Origin of the sequence: uncultured Lentibacter sp., from assembly GCF_937123735.1 — a bacterium.
GTDB lineage: Bacteria > Pseudomonadota > Alphaproteobacteria > Rhodobacterales > Rhodobacteraceae > Lentibacter.
The window spans coordinates 117,633-134,904 of the sequence record NZ_CAKZKL010000024.1 but is presented as its reverse complement, the minus strand read 5'-3'; the positions used below and the strand labels follow the sequence as shown (position 1 = coordinate 134,904).

The 17,272-nt window shown below is 55.0% G+C and carries 19 protein-coding genes and 1 pseudogene; 10 read left to right on the top strand and 10 right to left on the bottom strand.

The features are described 5' to 3' along the window. Positions 1–63: 63 nt before the first annotated feature. The 3 genes and pseudogenes from Q0478_RS05915 to fliF form a co-directional block, all read right to left on the bottom strand. Positions 64–876: pseudogene (locus Q0478_RS05915) on the bottom strand (citryl-CoA lyase). Then, a complete protein-coding gene (locus Q0478_RS05910; protein WP_298677111.1) occupies positions 877–1,953 on the bottom strand; it encodes a hypothetical protein in 1,077 nt (358 codons plus the stop codon). Continuing rightward, complete coding sequence (gene fliF, locus Q0478_RS05905) at positions 1,953–3,533, bottom strand: flagellar basal-body MS-ring/collar protein FliF (RefSeq protein WP_366914893.1); 1,581 nt, start codon at positions 3,531–3,533, stop codon at positions 1,953–1,955. The genes Q0478_RS05910 and fliF overlap by 1 nt, the downstream gene beginning before the upstream one ends. A 140-nt stretch (positions 3,534–3,673) precedes the next feature. Between fliF and Q0478_RS05900 the strand changes: the two genes are divergently transcribed. The 10 genes from Q0478_RS05900 to Q0478_RS05855 all read left to right on the top strand — a co-directional run bounded on the left by Q0478_RS05900 (position 3,674) and on the right by Q0478_RS05855 (position 13,483). Continuing rightward, a complete protein-coding gene (locus tag Q0478_RS05900; RefSeq protein ID WP_298677107.1) occupies positions 3,674–4,159 on the top strand; it encodes a flagellar basal body-associated protein FliL in 486 nt (161 codons plus the stop codon). Between the two features lie 10 nt (positions 4,160–4,169). Then, the gene (locus Q0478_RS05895; protein ID WP_298677105.1) at positions 4,170–4,547 is read left to right on the top strand and encodes a hypothetical protein; all 378 of its coding nucleotides are present in this window, start codon (positions 4,170–4,172) and stop codon (positions 4,545–4,547) included. Beyond that, the gene (locus Q0478_RS05890; RefSeq protein WP_298677103.1) at positions 4,544–5,128 is read left to right on the top strand and encodes a hypothetical protein; all 585 of its coding nucleotides are present in this window, start codon (positions 4,544–4,546) and stop codon (positions 5,126–5,128) included. The genes Q0478_RS05895 and Q0478_RS05890 overlap by 4 nt, the downstream gene beginning before the upstream one ends. Before the next feature lie 55 nt (positions 5,129–5,183). Next, the gene (gene motA, locus Q0478_RS05885) at positions 5,184–6,053 is read left to right on the top strand and encodes a flagellar motor stator protein MotA (protein WP_298677101.1); all 870 of its coding nucleotides are present in this window, start codon (positions 5,184–5,186) and stop codon (positions 6,051–6,053) included. Between the two features lie 1,025 nt (positions 6,054–7,078). After that, positions 7,079–8,308, top strand: a complete 1,230-nt coding sequence (locus Q0478_RS05880) for a hypothetical protein (RefSeq protein ID WP_298677099.1) — start codon at positions 7,079–7,081, stop codon at positions 8,306–8,308. Between the two features lie 89 nt (positions 8,309–8,397). After that, positions 8,398–9,156, top strand: coding sequence for a transglycosylase SLT domain-containing protein (locus Q0478_RS05875; RefSeq protein WP_298677097.1), 759 nt, complete (start codon positions 8,398–8,400; stop codon positions 9,154–9,156). Beyond that, positions 9,153–11,234 (top strand): flagellar biosynthesis protein FlhA, encoded by a 2,082-nt coding sequence (gene flhA / locus Q0478_RS05870; protein ID WP_298677095.1) that lies wholly within the window; start codon positions 9,153–9,155, stop codon positions 11,232–11,234. Before Q0478_RS05875 ends, flhA begins: the two co-directional genes overlap by 4 nt. Beyond that, complete coding sequence (locus Q0478_RS05865) at positions 11,231–12,004, top strand: flagellar biosynthetic protein FliR (protein WP_298677093.1); 774 nt, start codon at positions 11,231–11,233, stop codon at positions 12,002–12,004. Before flhA ends, Q0478_RS05865 begins: the two co-directional genes overlap by 4 nt. Continuing rightward, entirely contained in the window at positions 12,004–13,083 is a 1,080-nt protein-coding gene (locus Q0478_RS05860; RefSeq protein WP_298677091.1) for a flagellar biosynthesis protein FlhB, read from the top strand. The genes Q0478_RS05865 and Q0478_RS05860 overlap by 1 nt, the downstream gene beginning before the upstream one ends. Then, positions 13,073–13,483 carry a hypothetical protein gene (locus tag Q0478_RS05855; protein ID WP_298677089.1) on the top strand — a complete coding sequence of 137 codons (411 nt, stop codon included), beginning with the start codon at positions 13,073–13,075 and terminating at the stop codon, positions 13,481–13,483. The genes Q0478_RS05860 and Q0478_RS05855 overlap by 11 nt, the downstream gene beginning before the upstream one ends. 18 nt (positions 13,484–13,501) lie before the next feature. On the opposite strand, the gene Q0478_RS05850 is transcribed toward Q0478_RS05855, so the two are convergent. Genes Q0478_RS05850 through fliE form a run of 7 tightly spaced genes read right to left on the bottom strand, consistent with a single transcriptional unit; the run spans position 13,502 to position 17,264 of the window. Continuing rightward, complete coding sequence (locus Q0478_RS05850; protein WP_298677087.1) at positions 13,502–13,999, bottom strand: flagellar basal body-associated FliL family protein; 498 nt, start codon at positions 13,997–13,999, stop codon at positions 13,502–13,504. A 24-nt stretch (positions 14,000–14,023) separates the two neighbouring features. After that, positions 14,024–14,755 (bottom strand): flagellar basal body L-ring protein FlgH, encoded by a 732-nt coding sequence (flgH, locus tag Q0478_RS05845; protein WP_298677085.1) that lies wholly within the window; start codon positions 14,753–14,755, stop codon positions 14,024–14,026. 10 nt (positions 14,756–14,765) lie between these two features. After that, the gene (gene flgA / locus Q0478_RS05840; RefSeq protein ID WP_298677083.1) at positions 14,766–15,188 is read right to left on the bottom strand and encodes a flagellar basal body P-ring formation chaperone FlgA; all 423 of its coding nucleotides are present in this window, start codon (positions 15,186–15,188) and stop codon (positions 14,766–14,768) included. Further along, positions 15,185–15,970 (bottom strand): flagellar basal-body rod protein FlgG, encoded by a 786-nt coding sequence (gene flgG / locus Q0478_RS05835; RefSeq protein WP_298677081.1) that lies wholly within the window; start codon positions 15,968–15,970, stop codon positions 15,185–15,187. The genes flgA and flgG overlap by 4 nt, the downstream gene beginning before the upstream one ends. 15 nt (positions 15,971–15,985) lie before the next feature. Further along, positions 15,986–16,699, bottom strand: coding sequence for a flagellar hook-basal body complex protein (locus tag Q0478_RS05830; protein ID WP_298677080.1), 714 nt, complete (start codon positions 16,697–16,699; stop codon positions 15,986–15,988). A gap of 3 nt (positions 16,700–16,702) precedes the next feature. Further along, positions 16,703–16,969, bottom strand: a complete 267-nt coding sequence (locus tag Q0478_RS05825) for a flagellar biosynthetic protein FliQ (protein WP_298677078.1) — start codon at positions 16,967–16,969, stop codon at positions 16,703–16,705. A 4-nt stretch (positions 16,970–16,973) separates the two neighbouring features. Further along, on the bottom strand, positions 16,974–17,264 hold the full coding sequence (gene fliE / locus Q0478_RS05820; RefSeq protein ID WP_298677076.1) for a flagellar hook-basal body complex protein FliE: 291 nt from the start codon (positions 17,262–17,264) through the stop codon (positions 16,974–16,976). Positions 17,265–17,272 lie beyond the last annotated feature (8 nt).

Sequence of the window (17,272 nt, the reverse complement as noted above, 5' to 3'; positions counted from 1 at the left end):
CAGCGCGCGGTGAGGGCGCGGCTGCCTGCGCTCGATCCGGCCACTCCGCAGGGCAGGTTGCGGTTAGCTGGTGGCGTCCTTCGGCTCGTATTCCGGAAGGAATTTCGGCGGCATCGGCCCCTTGTTGCGGCCACCTTGCTGCATCTGTTCCCAGCCATGGGCCAGCACACCGACAGATCGGGACAGGCAGAACAATCCGCGTGACAGGGGTGGGGGGAAGCCAAGTTCGCAGAAGATCACCGCCGTGGCCCCGTCGATATTCATCGCGATCGGCCGTCCGCCGCGCTGGCGCCCAAGTTCGTCCTGGACGGCCTCGCCGATGGAGCCGAAGCGGCCCGACACAGTGCCCGCCTCTGCAGCCTCCCGCACCAGAGCCATCAGGCGCGGCGCGCGTGGATCGACCGGTTTGTGAAAGCGGTGGCCAAAGCCCGAGACGATCTTGCCATATGCGGCCCGCCATTCGTCCAGGCCGTCGCGCACCGCCTGATCCAGACCCATGCCGCCCTCCATCCGGGCGGCAATGTTCTCGTATAGCTCGGCGCATTATTCCCCGGCACCGCCATGCACATCGCCAAGCATGTTGACGCCCGTGGCCATCACGTTGTTCAGCCCCACACCACAAGTCGCCGCCATGCGCGCCGCCGCGATGGACGGGGCTTGCGGGCCGTGATCGACGCCAGCCACAAGCGCGCATTCAAACAGCGCCGCTTGCGCTCGGGAGGGCAGATCGCCACGGACCATCAGCCAGATCATCTGCGGAAAACTGACCGCGCCGATCAGGTCTTGAATCGGATGACCGCGAAAGGCGATCTTGCCGGGTTCCATGTCGATGATGGAAGTGCGCCACCAATGGCGGATCTCTTCTGCGTCGCTCATCTAAGGGTATCCTGACGATGCTGTTTTGATCGGGTCAGGCGTTGTCAGCCTGTCGAACTCGGCGCTCAGGCGGTTGGCATCTGCCGTGCGCCCGGTGATGATCTGAAAGGCCAGAGCGGCCTGATGAATGGCCATTCCAGCCCCGGACATGGTCCGGCACCGGGTGGCTTGTGCTTTCCGTAATAGCTCAGTTTCCAGCGGAAAATATACTATATCCGACACCCACATGTCAGGGCGTAGCAGATCTGCGTCAATGGCCGTGCCGGGATAGGCATCCATTCCCATCGGGGTTGCATTGACCACACCCTGCACGTCCTGCACCGCTGCCTTGTCCAGCCCGTTCAACGCCCGCAGGTGACAACCGGGGTAAAGTACGCCGAGCGTTTCCAGCAATCCCCGCGTCTGTTCGGAATCCTTGCTGATCACCGACAGCGCCCGCGCGCCAAGTGCAATCAGCGCATGGGCCACCGCAGCGCCCGCGCCGCCGGCCCCAAGCAACAGCACGTGATCCATGCCCGCACCCAGCAGCGCCGTGCGAAAGGCGGTGGTGAAGCCGGCAATGTCTATTTCGCGTTCCAAACCGGCAAACCGTAAGCTGATTTGGCCCGGGTCAAATTGGGCATCTGTTCGCAACGCAATGTGCAGATTTTGACCCTCAGGGAGCGCCGCGTGGAGCATAGATTGTTTGCTGGGGTGGCAGGTTATCGACAGGGTGCACCCCGCATGGGAGTGAGCGATTTTCTGGACCTCTGCCAACAGGTGCTGTCCCAGTCCGTGACAGGCTATTTCTGGCAGTGTTGCGGCAACCAGCTCTGTGACAAGAGGCTCAAGAGAGCGCAGAACAGCAGAATATGCCTCTTGGTAGGTGAAGCCGAGCTCACGCAAGTTTTGAGCAAAATCCTCGCTGAGAGCCGCTGCCGAACTTTGGGCAGCGCGATGGCAGTCATCCCAACCGGCTTTGTAGGCGTTTTCAAAGGCGGCAAGTTCGGCTTCTGCACGGCTGTCTTCCAGCGTTCCGCCCAAACGTTGCCCGGGCGGTGCCTCTTCAAAGGTTTCCAGCAGATGAGAAATTGTCATCAAACTTTCTCCTCTTTGTTTTCAAGCCAGTTTCGCAAGATCTGAACGGTCTCATCCTGACGCTCTGAAATGAGATTGCGCAGGCGTTCAACCGGATCTTCTTCTGTCCGGCTATCCTGGTCTGACAGGGCATTCCGGCTGTTGTAATCGACAGCACTTGTGCCTTCGCTCCCCTCGGCGATTTCACCGGTGAGCGGTTCGGGGCTGCGGCCATCATAAGGCAAGCCGGTTGCCGGGGTCGGCAGTGCTGCCGGAGCCGGTTTTGTCATCAAGGGCCGCAGAACAAAAAGGCCCAACACAAGCGCGACAAGCGCCAGAACGGCCATCTGAATAAGGGACATGACATCCAGCCCCATATTGCTCATGAAAGAGGACGTTGCCGCTGTTCCGACGCTGTCAAGTGGTTGGAACTGAAGTGATTTCAGAGTGATGACATCACCGCGTGCTTCGCTATAGCCAACGGCGGAGGAGACCAGCTCTTTGAGGTCGGCCAATTCCTCGGCAGACCGCGGCTCAAAGACAGTTTGCCCCTCAGCATTGGTCACTTCTGTGCCGTTCACAAGCACAGCGACGCTCAGGCGCTTTACAGCCCCGGCGGCACGCACAACCTCTCGGAGCGTTTCGGAGACTTCATAGTTCACACGCTCCCGAGTCTCTGTGTTTTGGCTTGAATTTCCGTCACCACCTCCGCCGGCAGCCCCATTGGGAAGGTTGGATGCCACGGTGACATCGCCCCCAGCGGCTTCGGTGGAATTTCCCGAGCGTTCTTCTGTCTCGGTGCTGATGGCGACACGGCTTTCAGGGTCTATCAGGGTTTCACGAATTGATTCGGTTTCGGTGACGGTTTCGACGCTGACTTCTACAACGGCGTTGCCATACCCGACTCTGGCTTCGATCAGATTTTGCACCTTGGCTCGCAGTGCTTCAGCTTTATCCTGGCCGGCCTCTGATGTTGTGGCTTCGTCTCCCGACCCAATGAGGCCGCCTTTATCGTCAATGATAGCAACGTTCTCGGCAGGAAGCCCTGCGACGGCGGAGGCCACAAGATACCGCAACGCCTTGGCATGTTTGCTCGGCAAGGCACCGTCCACGGCTGTAACAGAGACCGAAGCTGTGGGCTCAGCGTTTTTCTGGAAGGGATTGCGAGAGCTGTTGGCAATGTGCACCCTGGCTGTTGAGATCAGAGGGCTTGCAGCAATGGTGCGGGCCAATTCCCCTTCCTTTGCCCGCCAATAGGCGGCATCAAACATCTGGGCCGTCGTGCCAAAGCCATTGAGCGTATCAAGCAGTTCGTAACCCTTGGTATTGTTGGTTGGCAAACCTTCGCTGGCAAGTGTCATCCGTAGCGCATCGCGTTGTGCAGCCTCGACAAAAATGGATCCGCCCCGCACATCATAGGCCACGCCCCGCGACTCTAGGGCTTGCACAACCTCACCTGCCTGACTCGTTTCAAGGCCTGAATACAGCAAGGTCATGCTCGGCTTTGAGGCAAGATTCGTCATAGCGAGAATCGCGGCAAACATGGCCGCTGCTGCCAGGCCAGCAATGATCTTGCGGCGTAGATCTGTTGATGCAAACACGTTCTGTAGCTGCTCCAAGGATGCCTCTCCCAATTTGAGGGCTTCTGCCCAATTCAATCTCAATTTGACCGATCAGCCTTAACAATCGGTTAGGGCGGATCGGGTTATAGAAGATTTGTGAAAATTCCTGAGAGGGCCCTATGGCAGACGAAGAAAAGCCAGACGAAGAACCAAAGAAGAAATCCAAGCTGCCTCTAATTTTGGGCGTTGTGCTGGCGCTTGCCGGCGGAGGAGGAGGCTTTTTCGCGGTGTATTCAGGCATGATTTTTGGGGCGCCGAGCCAAGAGGAGGCCAAGGCTCAGGAAGAAAAACCGGAGGATTTGCCCGATATTGCGTTCGTCGAGATTGATCCGTTGACGGTCTCCCTGATCGACAATGGCCGCGACAGGCATTTGCGGTTTCGGGCGCATTTGGAGACGCCAGGTGAATATCAGGCCGATGTTGAGAAGCTGCTGCCGCGAATCGTTGATGTGCTCAACAGCTACCTGCGCGCGTTGGAGCTAAAGGACTTGAAGAGCCCGTCGGCGCTCGTGCGGTTGCGTGCGCAGATGTTGCGGCGTGTCCAGCTTGTCGTGGGGGAAGGCAGGGTGCGCGATCTGTTAATTATGGAATTTGTCCTGAATTGAGGAGGGTGTCATGGAATTTTTAGCTGATGTATTGCTGGTTGGAGGGGCCCTGGGCGCGGGGGTATATTGCTATGTTCTGGCCCGAAGACTGGCACGGTTTAACGATTTGGAAAATGGCGTTGGCGGGGCGGTTGCTGTGCTGTCCGCGCAGGTCGATGACCTTACAAAGACGCTTGATGCAGCGCGGGCAACTGCTGCATCGTCCACCACGTCACTGGACGGGCTAACGGACCGTGCAGAAGGGGTTGCCCAAAGGCTCGAGCTTTTGGTGGCCTCCATGCACGATCTGCCCGAGAATGGCGCGGGTGCCGGCCGCAAGAACGGTGCTTCAGATGAGGCTTCAGAGCCGATCTTCATGCGTCGCACTCCAGAGGAGCGGGCACAATGAGCAAAAGAAGCAGCCGGCGCCCTGCGAAAGGGGCGCTGTTTACGATTGGGGTGTTGTTTATCAGTTCGGCAATGTGGCGGCTGGGTTTGACAGCCAGTGAGGCCATCGCCCTTGAAAAAGCCCCTGTTCAGGAAGCAACCTCCGAGAGTGTGGCCACCACCTGCGACACACCGGGTGACCTGAGCAACATGCTCGCAGCCTTCAAAGAGCGCGAAGCAACGCTGGCCGAAAAAGAATCTCAGATCGAGAAACGGATGAAAGCTTTGGCCCTGGCGGACGAGAAGGTGGCAACAAAACTTGCTGCGCTGACCAAAGCCGAGGCCGAACTCAGGGCCACAATTGCTTTGGCTGAAACGGCTGCGGAAGATGATTTGTCTCAGTTGACAACGGTGTATGAGAACATGAAGCCCAAGGATGCAGCGGCCCTTTTTGAACAGATGGACCCGGAATTTTCAGCAGGTTTCTTGGGGCGAATGAAGCCAGCCGTGGCTGCGTCCATTCTGGCAGGGTTATCTGCGGAGCGTGCCTATACAATCAGTGTTATTCTTGCGGGCCGCAACGCGAATGTTCCCAAGAAGTGAGGCTTTCTTAACTGTCGGCAGGCTATGGTCGGGAAAACAACTGAGGTGAGTGTCAATGGTTGGCTTAATCGGTATTGCTGTCATTTTTATAATGGTGTTTGGCGGCTATCTTCTTGCCGGCGGCAAGCTTGGAATCATCCTGAAAGCCCTTCCATTTGAGATGATGATGATTGGTGGCGCTGCTGTTGGCGCGTTTCTTATTTCAAATGATATGGCTGCGGTTAAACACACCATGAAAGATATGGGAAAAGTGTTTAAAGGCCCCAAGTGGCAGCATGATGATTACAAGGATTTGTTGTGCTTGCTGTTTGAGCTGATCCGCCTTGCGCGTGCCAATCCGGTTGCGATTGAGGAACATATCGAAGCGCCAGAAGACTCTTCCATCTTCTCCAAATATCCAAAAATCCTGACGGACAAGGAGGCTGTCCACCTGATTAGTGATACGATGCGCTCGGCCTCCATGAATTATGATGATCCACATCAGGTAGAGGAGGTGCTCGAGAAGCGGATCGATGCCAATTTGCACCATGCTTTGCACTCAAGTCATGCCTTGCAAACAGTGGCGGACGGGCTACCCGCCCTTGGAATTGTGGCCGCTGTTTTGGGTGTGATCAAGACGATGGCATCTATTGACCAGCCCCCAGAGGTTCTTGGCAAAATGATTGGCGGCGCTTTGGTTGGGACGTTTCTGGGCGTGTTTCTGGCTTATGGATTGGTCGGCCCGTTTTCAGCAAAAGTGAAAACTGTTGTCGAAGAGGACGGCCACTTCTACCAGCTTATCAGGGAGGTCTTGGTGGCGAACTTACACAATCACGCGACCAATATCTGCATCGAAGTTGGGCGCCAGAATACGCCTTCACATTGTCGTCCAAGTTTCACCGAGCTTGAAGAGGCCCTCAAAGAGCTGAAACAGGATGCAGCATGAGATGGATTTGGACATTCCTTTGGCTTTTTTGCCTTCCTGAAGTTGCGTTTGGGCAGACTGTCAAGGTGCGCAGCGGAGAGCACAACGGCTTTACGCGGATAGCGCTTGATCTTCCCGGGCGTGTGCCTTGGCAGGTTGTTGAGGGAGATACTTTACAGTTAAAGCTTGAAGGGCTTGCACCCAACTTTGAAGTTTCTTCAGTTATGGCCAAGCTAAATGCCGGCCGTGTCATAAACGTGCGTCAGAGTGATACGGGCGCCGCACTGGAGATTGTCACAAATTGTGACTGTGAGACGCGAACCTATTTCGCGAGCAGCAGGATGCTGGTGCTTGATATCTTTGGCGCGCCCAGACCCTTTGGTGCTGTTCAGGCCGAGCTTGACGTGGACTCCCCGGCTGACGCGCCGGCACAGAGCTCTGTCGCCACCGGGTCCTTTCGGTTGCCGGTCGTCACAGGCGAGCGCGCTGCGGTGCCGCTCCCGGCAACGGTTAGGCGTAAAGTGGCTCCGGATAGCATTGTTCTATCTGAAACGACGGTTGCGCGAGCAGAACGAAGCCGTGTGCTTGAACGTAAACTCCTGGACCGCCTGGGGCGGGTGGCTTCGCAGGGGCTGGTTGAGCCACATCTGCGAGCGCAACCCACGGAAACGGCCACCCTGACCGCTAAGGAGCCGGCGCCGCCTGAGGATGAGCCCGAATTTGCACCCGAGGAGGAAGGCCAGAACATGCGGGCTTTTTCGAGCATAGATAGGGATGTTTTTCTCTCCCAAGGCGCGCGGGCATATAACGACGACGGTCAGAAATGCATGTCGGATTCAGAGTTGGATGTGCATAGCTGGACAGGGCCAGAGGGCTTTGGCGTTCATATCGGCAGCTTGCGCACAGCACTTTATGGCGAATTTGACGCTCCCAAAACAGACAAGGCGATCGAACTTGCCCAAGCCTACATCGGCTACGGGTTGGGAACAGAAGCGATGCAGGTTTTGAGAGAGCTCGGCGCTGCGGATGCGCCGGCGTCGCTTTTGGTGCTGGCGGATATTGTTGAAGACGGAGAGCGCAAATTGCCTATACCACCTACATGGCAACCCGACTGTGACAGCGCTGCGGCGCTTTGGGCGCTACTGGCGGGGAGTGAAATAACCGCGAGCAAACCGCTCAATGAAGCGGCTGTTATGCGCAGTTTTAGCGCATTGCCAACATCGCTTCGGGCGCATTTGGCTCCTTTTCTAACCAGTCGGTTGCAAGCTGTGGGCAAAGAGAACTTGTTGAAAGATGTCGCGCGGCATACCGAGCGTGGCCAGCCTGATGGCCTGCAAAATGTGGCCATGGTGGATGCGCAGGCAGATGTAACAGCCGGTGACGCCGGAGATGCGCTGAAATCGTTGGACGCGGTTGTGCGCGCCAATGGCGAGCGCGCACCAGCAGCACTTGTCCAAAAGATTGACCTGCAAATTCAAGCGGGACAAGAGGTTAAGGCTGCTGACGCCGATCTTGCAGAAGCGTTCGCGCGGGAGTATCGCGGCGAGCCGATAGGTGCTGAATTGGAGCGCGCGGCCTTGTTTGCCAGGGTGGCGAGCGGAGGCTACCGGGGTAGCCTGGCACAGCTGGGCGAGTTGGCACCACGTTTGGAGGAGGCGCAAAAAAAGCAGGCTGCAAGCTATGTATTGGGTGAAGTGTCCCGTGACGCCACGGATCTGGATTTCCTTGAAACGGCTTTTTCACCAGAGGCTGAAAACCTTGTTTTTACGCCTGAGATTGAGCATCTGGCGGCGCGCAGGTTGATTGATCTAGGCTTTTCTGAGCGCGCGTTTGTATTTTTATCGTCTGCGGCGCGGGGAGAGCTTGGGCGCAGTCGCAAAATATTGCGCGCCCAAGCGGCTTTACGCAATGGTAAGGTTAGGCAGGCTGAAGCTGAATTGCTTGGGCTCCATGGTGAAGATGTCGATGCGATCAGGGTTAAAGCCAAAATTGGCCTAGAAGACCATTTTGAAGCGCGTCTTGCGCTTGAGGCGTTGGGCCAGAGCGAACGGGCTGCAGAGCAAGCCTGGCTTGATGAGGATTGGGATGCGCTGGCTGGCACTGGAGCACCCGAATGGGCGACCGAACGCGCACTGGTTGAAACGACAGAATTGGCAGAAACTGGTGAAATGCTCTCGGATAGCAAAGCCTTGTTGGATGATGCCTCCGAACTCAAAGAACTGGTTAACGCAGTTTTGGCGCGCCACGAACTCACGAACTTTGGGGATGCGCAGTGACGATTGGGATGTCTATTTGCCTGAAAAATAACGAAATATAAACTTCATTTGCGTAAATTTTTCTCAAAGCAGTTTGCTTGGGGCAAAGAATGAAAAATTCCATAACGAGAATGAAAAATTGGTTGAGACGCGGCCTGCGTGCTGGCTGCGTTATGTTGGCTTGGAGCCTTTATGCACCAACGCTAGAGGCGGCCGGGATAAGGCCTAAAACCAGGAACCTTTGCGATGAGGCGGCACAGCTTGCCGCAAGGGGAAGCGATGTCCCACTCTTTGTTCTGTTGGCAATTACGCGTGTCGAAACAGGGCAGCGTGCAGGAAATGAAATCATACCGTGGCCATGGACCGTCAATATGGAAGGAAAAGGATACTGGCTTGAAACCGCTGAAGCGGCACGCGCACTGGCATCGCAACACCACAGACGCGGCGCGCAGAATTTTGACGTGGGCTGCTTCCAAATCAACTATAAATGGCACCATAAAGCCTTCTCTTCTCTTGAGGAAATGTTTGACCCTTTGGCAAATGCCACTTATGCGGCAAAATTTTTGTCACAGCTCTATCAAGAGCTTGGGAGCTGGGAGGCGGCGGCTGGCGCATATCATTCACGCACTGCCGAACATGCGCAAAGATACAAAGCGAAATTCGCAGTGCAGTTGGAGTCTGTCAAAGCGAGGGCATTCAGGCCAAGTTCGCCTATGATGGACGGATACCGCTTGCCAACTGGCACGAGGGTTCCTGCGGGACAATCAAACAGACATTTGCGCACGATGGGCTCTCTCATGAGGGTAGAGCCGCACGATGGTGTCACGCTTTTTAAACCGATACGGCCCTTTCTTGAGTTCCAGTCATGAAGCAAATTGAAGCTATATTTCAGCCAACAGTGCTGCTTGCTCTGGCATTGATGGCAATCATTGTCATGATGATTTTGCCAATGCCGGCGTGGGTTCTGGATATGGGGCTCGCGGCCTCTTTTGGGCTAGCCATCCTTATTTTTACCGTCACACTCTTTATTGAGCGGCCGCTTGATTTCTCATCATTCCCAACAATTTTGCTCGCGTCGCTTATGCTCAGGCTTTCCCTTAACATTTCTTCTACCAAGCTAATCATCGGTGAAGGACATACTGGAACCCACGCAGCTGGCGATGTCATTGAAGGCTTTGCCAGCTTTGTCATGGGGGGGAATGTTTTTCTGGGCCTCGTGGTTTTTGGTGTTCTCTTGATTGTGAACTTTATGGTGATCACGAAAGGCGCCGCGCGTATGGCGGAAGTGGGGGCGCGCTTTGCCCTTGATGGAATGCCCGGCAAACAGCTTGCCATTGACTCTGATATGTCCGCTGGTGCTATCGGACATGATGAAGCGCGTGAGCGGCGGGAACGCGAACAGCTTGAAACCACCTTTTTTGGCTCCCTTGATGGGGCCTCCAAGTTTGTCAAAGGTGATGCAGTTGCGGGCCTGCTCATAACGTTTCTTAATCTTGCAGTCGGATTGATCATCGGAGTGTCCATGCATGGTATGGCGCTTGGTCATGCATTTGAAACCTATGCCATCCTTACCGTAGGTGACGGTCTGGTAACGCAGATTCCGGCCGTGATCATCTCGATCGCTTCAGCTCTTTTGCTGGCGCGGGGCGGAGCGACAGGGTCGACCGATCTGGCGCTGCTGGCGCAATTTGGAAAGCACCCCGCAGCACTCGGAACAGTAGCCTTCTTGATGCTGCTTTTCGCGCTCGTTCCGGGCTTGCCGTTTTTCCCCTTTTTGCTGGGCGCGATGGTGTTAGGAGCAGCGGCACTTTATGTTTTGAGAAAGCGCCAAAGCCTAGCGGCGATTGGGGCAGCCCCCAAGCCTGCGAGTGAAGTTCCAGTCGAGAGATCTCTGGGCGACATATTGGATCTGGATGATTTGAGCGTGGAGTTTGCGCCGGATCTTATTGAGATGATTCTGGATGCAGGAACCGGATTGGATGCGCGCATTGCAAATATCCGCAATCACATTGCTGGCCACTATGGTGTCATTTTACCTGAAATCCGGCTGACAGATAACCCGGCATTGGCCCCTGGCACATATAAAATGATGGTGCAGGGTGTGGCGCAGGCGCAGGCGGAGTTGCAGCCAGACAATGTCTTGGTCTTGCATGGAGATTCTGCGGCAGCCTTACCAGATGGCGCTGATGTGCGCGAGCCTGTCTATGGTGCGCAAGCACGTTGGGTAGCAGCAAATTTTCGCGAAGATCTTGTTTTGAAGGGTTTTACCGTTGTCACGCCGGGTGAGGTTTTGGCGACGCATTTGCTCGAGGTCGTAAAGCAGAACTTCAGTCGGCTCTTTTCTCTGAAGTCATTAACCAAGCTATTGGATGAAATGACAAACCTTTCGGACCAAAAGCGCAGCCAGGCAAACCGAAAGCTGTTTGATGAGCTGATTCCGGACAAAGTGCCGATGGATGTCTTGCACATGGTGCTCAGGCTGTTGTTGGACGAGCAGGTTTCGATCCGAAATTTGCCGCTTATTTTGGAGGCAATTGTTGAGGCCCGTTCGGTGAATGCGCAAGCAGATGCGATTTGCGAACATGTGAGGCAGCGACTGGGATTTCAGCTTGTCGCGGAATGGAAGCGCGAAGACGGGACAATTCCGCTTATTCAGCTTGCTTCAGAGTGGGAGGACGAGTTTAGCACATATCAGGTTGGGGCCGAGCGCGGCGGACTTGATGTTGCCCTGCCACCTGATCTCTTCAACAAGTTGTCAAATGGTTTGTCTGACAAGGTGAGCCATGCCTCCGATCAGGGCATTTCCGCGGCGATAGTAACATCTGCTCGCAGACGGCGCTTTTTGCGCACACTTACCAAAGCCAAGGGCATCCCCGCACCTGTTTTTTCCTATGAAGAAATAGGCCTCGATGCACACCCATCACTTGTCGGGGTGGTCGCAGCATGAGCGAAGAGCTGAGCTTACTGCTTGGATTGAGCCAGTTGACTTTGGAAAACGGGTTCTACCTTTTCTTGAGAATTGCACCAATTGTTGGGTTTGTGCCGGGTTTTGGAGAATCTGTGGTTTCGATCCGGATTAAACTGGCACTCGCTTTGTGTTTGACCCTGGCAATATTGCCGTTGATGGGCCCTCCCGGGGCCAGTTTGGGGCGCGAAGCCCCGTTTTTGGCGATTCTGCTGAGCGAAACAACGATCGGCCTTTTTCTCGGATTGGCGCTGAGGATGTTCGTGATTGCACTTCAAACAGCGGGCTCAATGGCGGCTCAGGCGACCTCACTCGCTCAGCTTTTTGCCGGAGCGTCAACTGAGCCCATGCCGGCAATTGGGCACTTGCTTGTGGTTTCTGGCCTTGCATTTGCCATGCTTATGGGGCTGCCTGTGCGGCTTATTGAAATGATTGATACGTCTTATCGGGCTCTGCCCGTGGGAACGCTGCCGAACCTTGCGTTGTTTGCCGAATGGTTTGGAGCGTTGGTTGCACGTTGTTTTGCGCTGGCGTTCTCGATTGCGGGTCCGTTTCTTGTGATGTCTGTTCTCTACAATTTGACGCTTGGTGTCATCAACCGTGCCATGCCACAACTGATGGTTGCCTTCGTAGGCGCTCCCGTGATCACGGCAGGGGGGTTGGTTTTTCTTTTGGTTTTCGGACCTTTGATGCTCTCGATCTGGTGGGCTTCCTTTGAGGCATTCTTGGCAAGGCCAGAAGGGTTTCGCTGATGAGTGAAGAAGAAAACAACGACAAACAACACGAACCCAGCCAGAAGAAGCTCGATGATGCCCGAAAGAAGGGAGAGATTCCGCGGTCGGCAGATTTGTCTGTTGCGGCGAGCTATGGCGGGATGCTTCTTGTGTATGGTGGGTTTGGCGCGTCGAGTCTTGTCTATTTATGTGCCGAAATGGTGGGATATTTCGAGCAAGCTTTTTTGCAATATGATATGCAGGGCACTCAAAACCTGACAATGGGCTTGATGAATGCCGCCTTACTTGTTTCGGCCGGATGGTTCGTGGTGCCTGCTCTTGCTGTATTGACATTGCTTCTCGCCCTCAAGGGCTTCACCTTTGCCCCCGATAAACTCATGCCCAAGCTGTCGCGTATTTCACTCATTTCAAACGCGAAAAACAAGTTTGGTCGTAGCGGGCTGTTTGAATTCTCCAAGAGCTCTGTGAAGCTAATTGTCTATTCTGTTTGTCTCGGACTGTTTCTCAAAGCGCGCATGGGCGATATTGCTGATGCGACCAGCATGACCCCCGGTAGTGTTGTGACATTGATGTTCAAAACCGGCGCAGAGTTTTTCTTTGTTGCATTTTTGGTCGCGTTGGTCATCGGAGGGATCGATTATCTTTGGCAATACAAAGAGCATTTACGAAAAAACCGTATGTCTGACAAAGACATGCGCGATGAGCAAAAAGAATCTGAAGGTGACCCACATATGAAAGGGGCACGTCGGCAAAGGGCGCAAGACCTCGCACTCAACCAAATGGCGGCTCGGGTTCCTGAGGCGGCAGTGATTATTGTGAATCCGGAGCACTATGCTGTTGCACTGGCTTGGAGCCGGATGCCCGGGACGGCCCCTGTCTGTGTTGCAAAGGGGGTTGATGAAACCGCCAGGAAAATCAAGGAGATTGCGCGCGAAAACAATATTCCAATTCATCGGGATCCGCCCACTGCGCGTGCTCTTTTTGCGACAACAGCGATCGACCAAGAAATACAAACAGAGCACTTTAGGGCTGTTGCTGCTGCTATTCGCTTTGCGGATCAGATGAAAACCAAACTGCGAGCTGGCAATGGCCGTTAACAAGGACCAGCAACTGTTGGATGTTCTGGAGGCACAACGCAGCGAGGCTTTGGCCTGTTTCCAGAAAGTCTGTGCGCGTATTGCCCATACGAACACGATTTTGATTCAACTTGGCCAGACCGACGAAGAGCCGGATCCGGCCTATCAATCCTTGGGTGTCGACATGCTCTGGCGCAACTGGATAGAGCGGCGGCGCACTGCGATAATGTATGAGCTGGCGCGCCTTCATGCGGAACGCGAGGATGCGGCCCAGAGGCTCAAGCGCGCAAACGGGCGCGCGAAAGCCTTTGAGGCTGTCCTGAAAAAGCAGCAATCTTCAAGACAGCTCGTTGCCAACCGTAAACTGGCCGCTGGATTGACAGATTTGGTTGTCTCGCACAATTTGGTCGCCCGACGTTAAAGCGGCGACCCTCCCCGATCAGACATCTTGGCGGGCTATATCCATGATCAGAACATCAGAGATCAGATCGTGTGTTGTGTCGTGAGCCGTTTCAAGGAGCGCGCGGCGCAATGTGTCCATGTTTGACGAATTGGTGAAGGCGCCTTTGAAGCCACCAGTATTTGCATGATCAAAAAAGACCTGCAAGAAAGCGTCCCGGAGTTTGGGCTCGCGAATATAGACTTCTTCTTTGCGCCCCTGCGCCACTTCAACGGTGATCGAGATCACCACAAGCGCTGAAACGCGCGTGTCGTCGACCACAGGTATCACAAACTGGTTGTTGAGTTTGACATACTCCAGTGAAGAAGGCGTTTCGTCTTCAGCCTCTTTTTTGGAGGCGTCCTTGAGGGTCTCTTCATTGCCACATGGGGCGAGAGCTTCTATCTCTGGTGCAGGGTCGGGGCGCAAGAAAAAGCCGGCACCGACGCCGGCACCCAGGCCTATAAGCGCCAGAAGGAGCGGAAGAATTTTTCCCATGGTTTAGGGTTTCCTTAGTAATAATCAGAACGGCAGGAGAGCATCGACGATTTGTTGTCCGATACGGGGTTGCTGCATGTCAGAGATCTGACCGCGACCACCGTAGGAAATGCGTGCGGAGGCAATCTTGTCGTAGGTAATTTCATTTTGTCGGCTGATATCCGCAGGGCGCACGAAGCCATTTATCAACAATTCACGCATTTCAAAGTTTACGCGAACCTCCTGAGACCCCGAAAGATGCAACACACCATTGGGAAGGACATCCGTTATTGTGGCCGCAACACGCAGGGTGAGCTTCTCGTTCCGGCGCACAGCACCGTCTCCGCTGGAATTGGAACTGGAGCTCAGCGAAACGGCCTCCTCCATTGTCGCACCTTCTGGCAATCTTTCGTTCAATCTCTGGGGAATGCCCAACAGGCTTGGAAGCGATAAGCTTTCAGAGCCCGAGCGTGAGCGTGAGCTTTTGTTTGATATTTCGGCTTTTTCATCAATTTCGATGACAACTGTTAGAATGTCTCCCTTCTCCATGGCGCGCCTATCACCAAGCAAGGAGTTTCGGCTTTTGCTCCAAAGGGAGGCTTGGGCTTTGGAGGGATCTCGAAAAAGGCCTTCGGGAAGGGCGGGTGACATCATTGCGACATGTTCCGCTGTGCCTGTGCTCTCCGAGAAGAGCGGGGGTTGGCCGATATGCTCGGCCCGCCCACAGGCGGAACATACCAAGAGCATAATCGGGACGGAAATCGTTTTTGGGTTCATGTGTCCTCACTCATGGCTTTACGGCGAGTGTGCCGTCTGGAAGAACCAAGGCGTGCACAGTCGTTTTGGATGATAAGTTCATGGCTTTGATTGTTTCGCCCGGGGCGGCTCTGCCCAATGCGCGTGCTTCTGTTCTGATCGTCAGAGACCCGTGCTGGTAGCTCAATGTGACGATCTGGTTGCGATCAATGACTGCGGCCGGACGCAAATCAGCTGCGCGAATGGGCCGCCCCGCATACAACGAGACCCTCGTTTCCATTCCGATCGCGTCTTCCAGATTTTGGATGGCGCCAGGCACTTGTGCAGGCCTCAAACCGAGATCGCTCTCGCTCAGGATCGTTTTTGGGCGAATGGTGTGCATTGCGATAACCACGTCAGCGTGAGCCGAGCTTGCAAACATCAGGAGGGTTATGAGGAATGTGAGGCGTCTCATCGGATTTGGGCCGTCGCACCCATCATCTGATCGGCTGCAGAAATCACTTTGGCATTCATTTCATAGCCGCGTTGTGCCGCGATGAGCTCGGTGATCTCGCGCACCGCGTCTACCGAACTGTCTTCCAGATACCCCTGGCGCAATGTGCCAAGGCCATCTTGGCCGGCGGTTGTGACGAGCGGCGCACCGGAGGCCTCGGTTTCTACAAAAAGATTGTCTCCGAGCGCTTCAAGGCCTTTTGCATTGTTAAAGCCAACGAGCGAGAACTGCCCCAAGAGCTGGCCTTCTGTTGCGTCGGCGAAATAGGCATAGACTTCACCGTCTGGATTGATCGAAATCTGGCGGGCGTCGGCGGGGATGGTGATTTGTGGAGCGACTGGAAAGCCATCCGAAGTGACAATCAGCCCTTCCCCTGAACGCTTCAGCCCGCCATCTCGGGTGTAGGCCGCCTGTCCGGAGGGCAGAGTGACCTCAAGATAACCCGCGCCGTCAATGGCGACATCAAGGTCACTGTTTGTGGCAGAGAGCGAGCCTTGAGCGAGATGAACCGACACGGCCGTGGGGCGCACACCGAGGCCGAGCTGAATTCCTGTGGGGAGAACTGTGCCGTCAGCGGCATTGATTGTGCCCGGTTTGGTGGCTTGTTGATAGTGTAGATCGGCGAATTCTGCACGGCGGGCGTTATAGCCGGTTGTCGACATGTTGGCCAAATTGTTTGAGATTGTCTCAACACGAAGTTGTTGTGCGCTCATGCCCGTGGCCGCTATTTTGAGTGCTCGCATGTGTCTCTCCTTGGGTTACTTAAAGAAGCTGGTAATCGCATTTTTCAGGCGCTCACTTTCATTTTCTGTAAAGCTTTGGCCGAGTTCATAGGCGCGCTGCACCTCGATCATGCGTGCAATCTGCCCAATGGGGTTCACATTTGAGCTTTCAAGAAAGCCCTGCAAAACAGAGAACTGAGCGGCAGGCTCAAGCTCGCCTTCAGCGCGAAACATGACGCCGTCTTCACGGGTCAGTTGCGTGCCGTCTGCCGGGGCCAATATGCCCAGCTGTGCGAGGGGGCGACCATCAGAGCTGATTGTTCCATCGTTGCCAACAGACATATCGGAGGCATCAGGCGGGATAAAAATTGGCGCTCCGCCAATATCGAGCACGCGGTAACCGGCGTGTGTTACCAGCTCACCCTCAGCATTTGGTGTGAAGCTTCCCGCCCGTGTTAGGCGCGCGCCTTGCGGAGTTTCAATCTGGAAAAAGCCCGGGCCCTCGATCGCAAAATCAAACCGCCCGCCCGTGCTTGTGAGCGCACCTTGTTGCTGGGATGTATTGCGCACGTTGCCAAGCGCCATCGAAACTGAGGGGGCATTGCCCGTATCGGAAACATATTCAGAGAATATGACCCCCTCTTGGCGAAAGCCGCTCGTTGCGCTGTTGGCAATATTGTTGGCAATCACTCGCATTTCCCGCATCAACCCCGACTGGCGGGTGAGAGTGGTATAGCTGGCGTTATCCATGGATCAGACTCCGACTATGAGTGGGATGATTTTGTCATGAAAGAACGAGACGATTGATTGCGCCATGAAGCCCATTGAAATCCAAAAAACGGCCAGCATTGCTCCGAGTTTTGGAACAAAGGTCAGGGTCATCTCCTGGATGGATGTCAAAGCTTGGAACAACCCGATTGCCAGCCCCGTAACGAGCGCTACGACAAGCAAAGGGGTTGAGATTGCAACGGCAACCCAAAGGCCTTGGCGCATGGTGTCAAAGAAAATCGCCTCATCCATAGGTTCAGACCGGCATTCTCAGAATTTCCTGATAGGCTTCCACAACCTTGTTTCGCACGCTCACGGCTGCGTCCACGGCGAGCTCTGTCTGAGCCAGCGCCTGGACGAGGGCGTGGGGGTCGGCATCTCCTGACATGGCCGCCATGGCAATATCTTCGCCCTGCTTGAGAGTTGTGGCAAAGTCATCAGCGGTTTGTCCCGCAAATTTGACTGCGTCATTTACCTCGGGAAGAGGTTGTGTGGCTTCTCGAAGGGCCGAGTATTTTTGGGTGGCATTAAGAGCACGAATATCCATTCTGGATC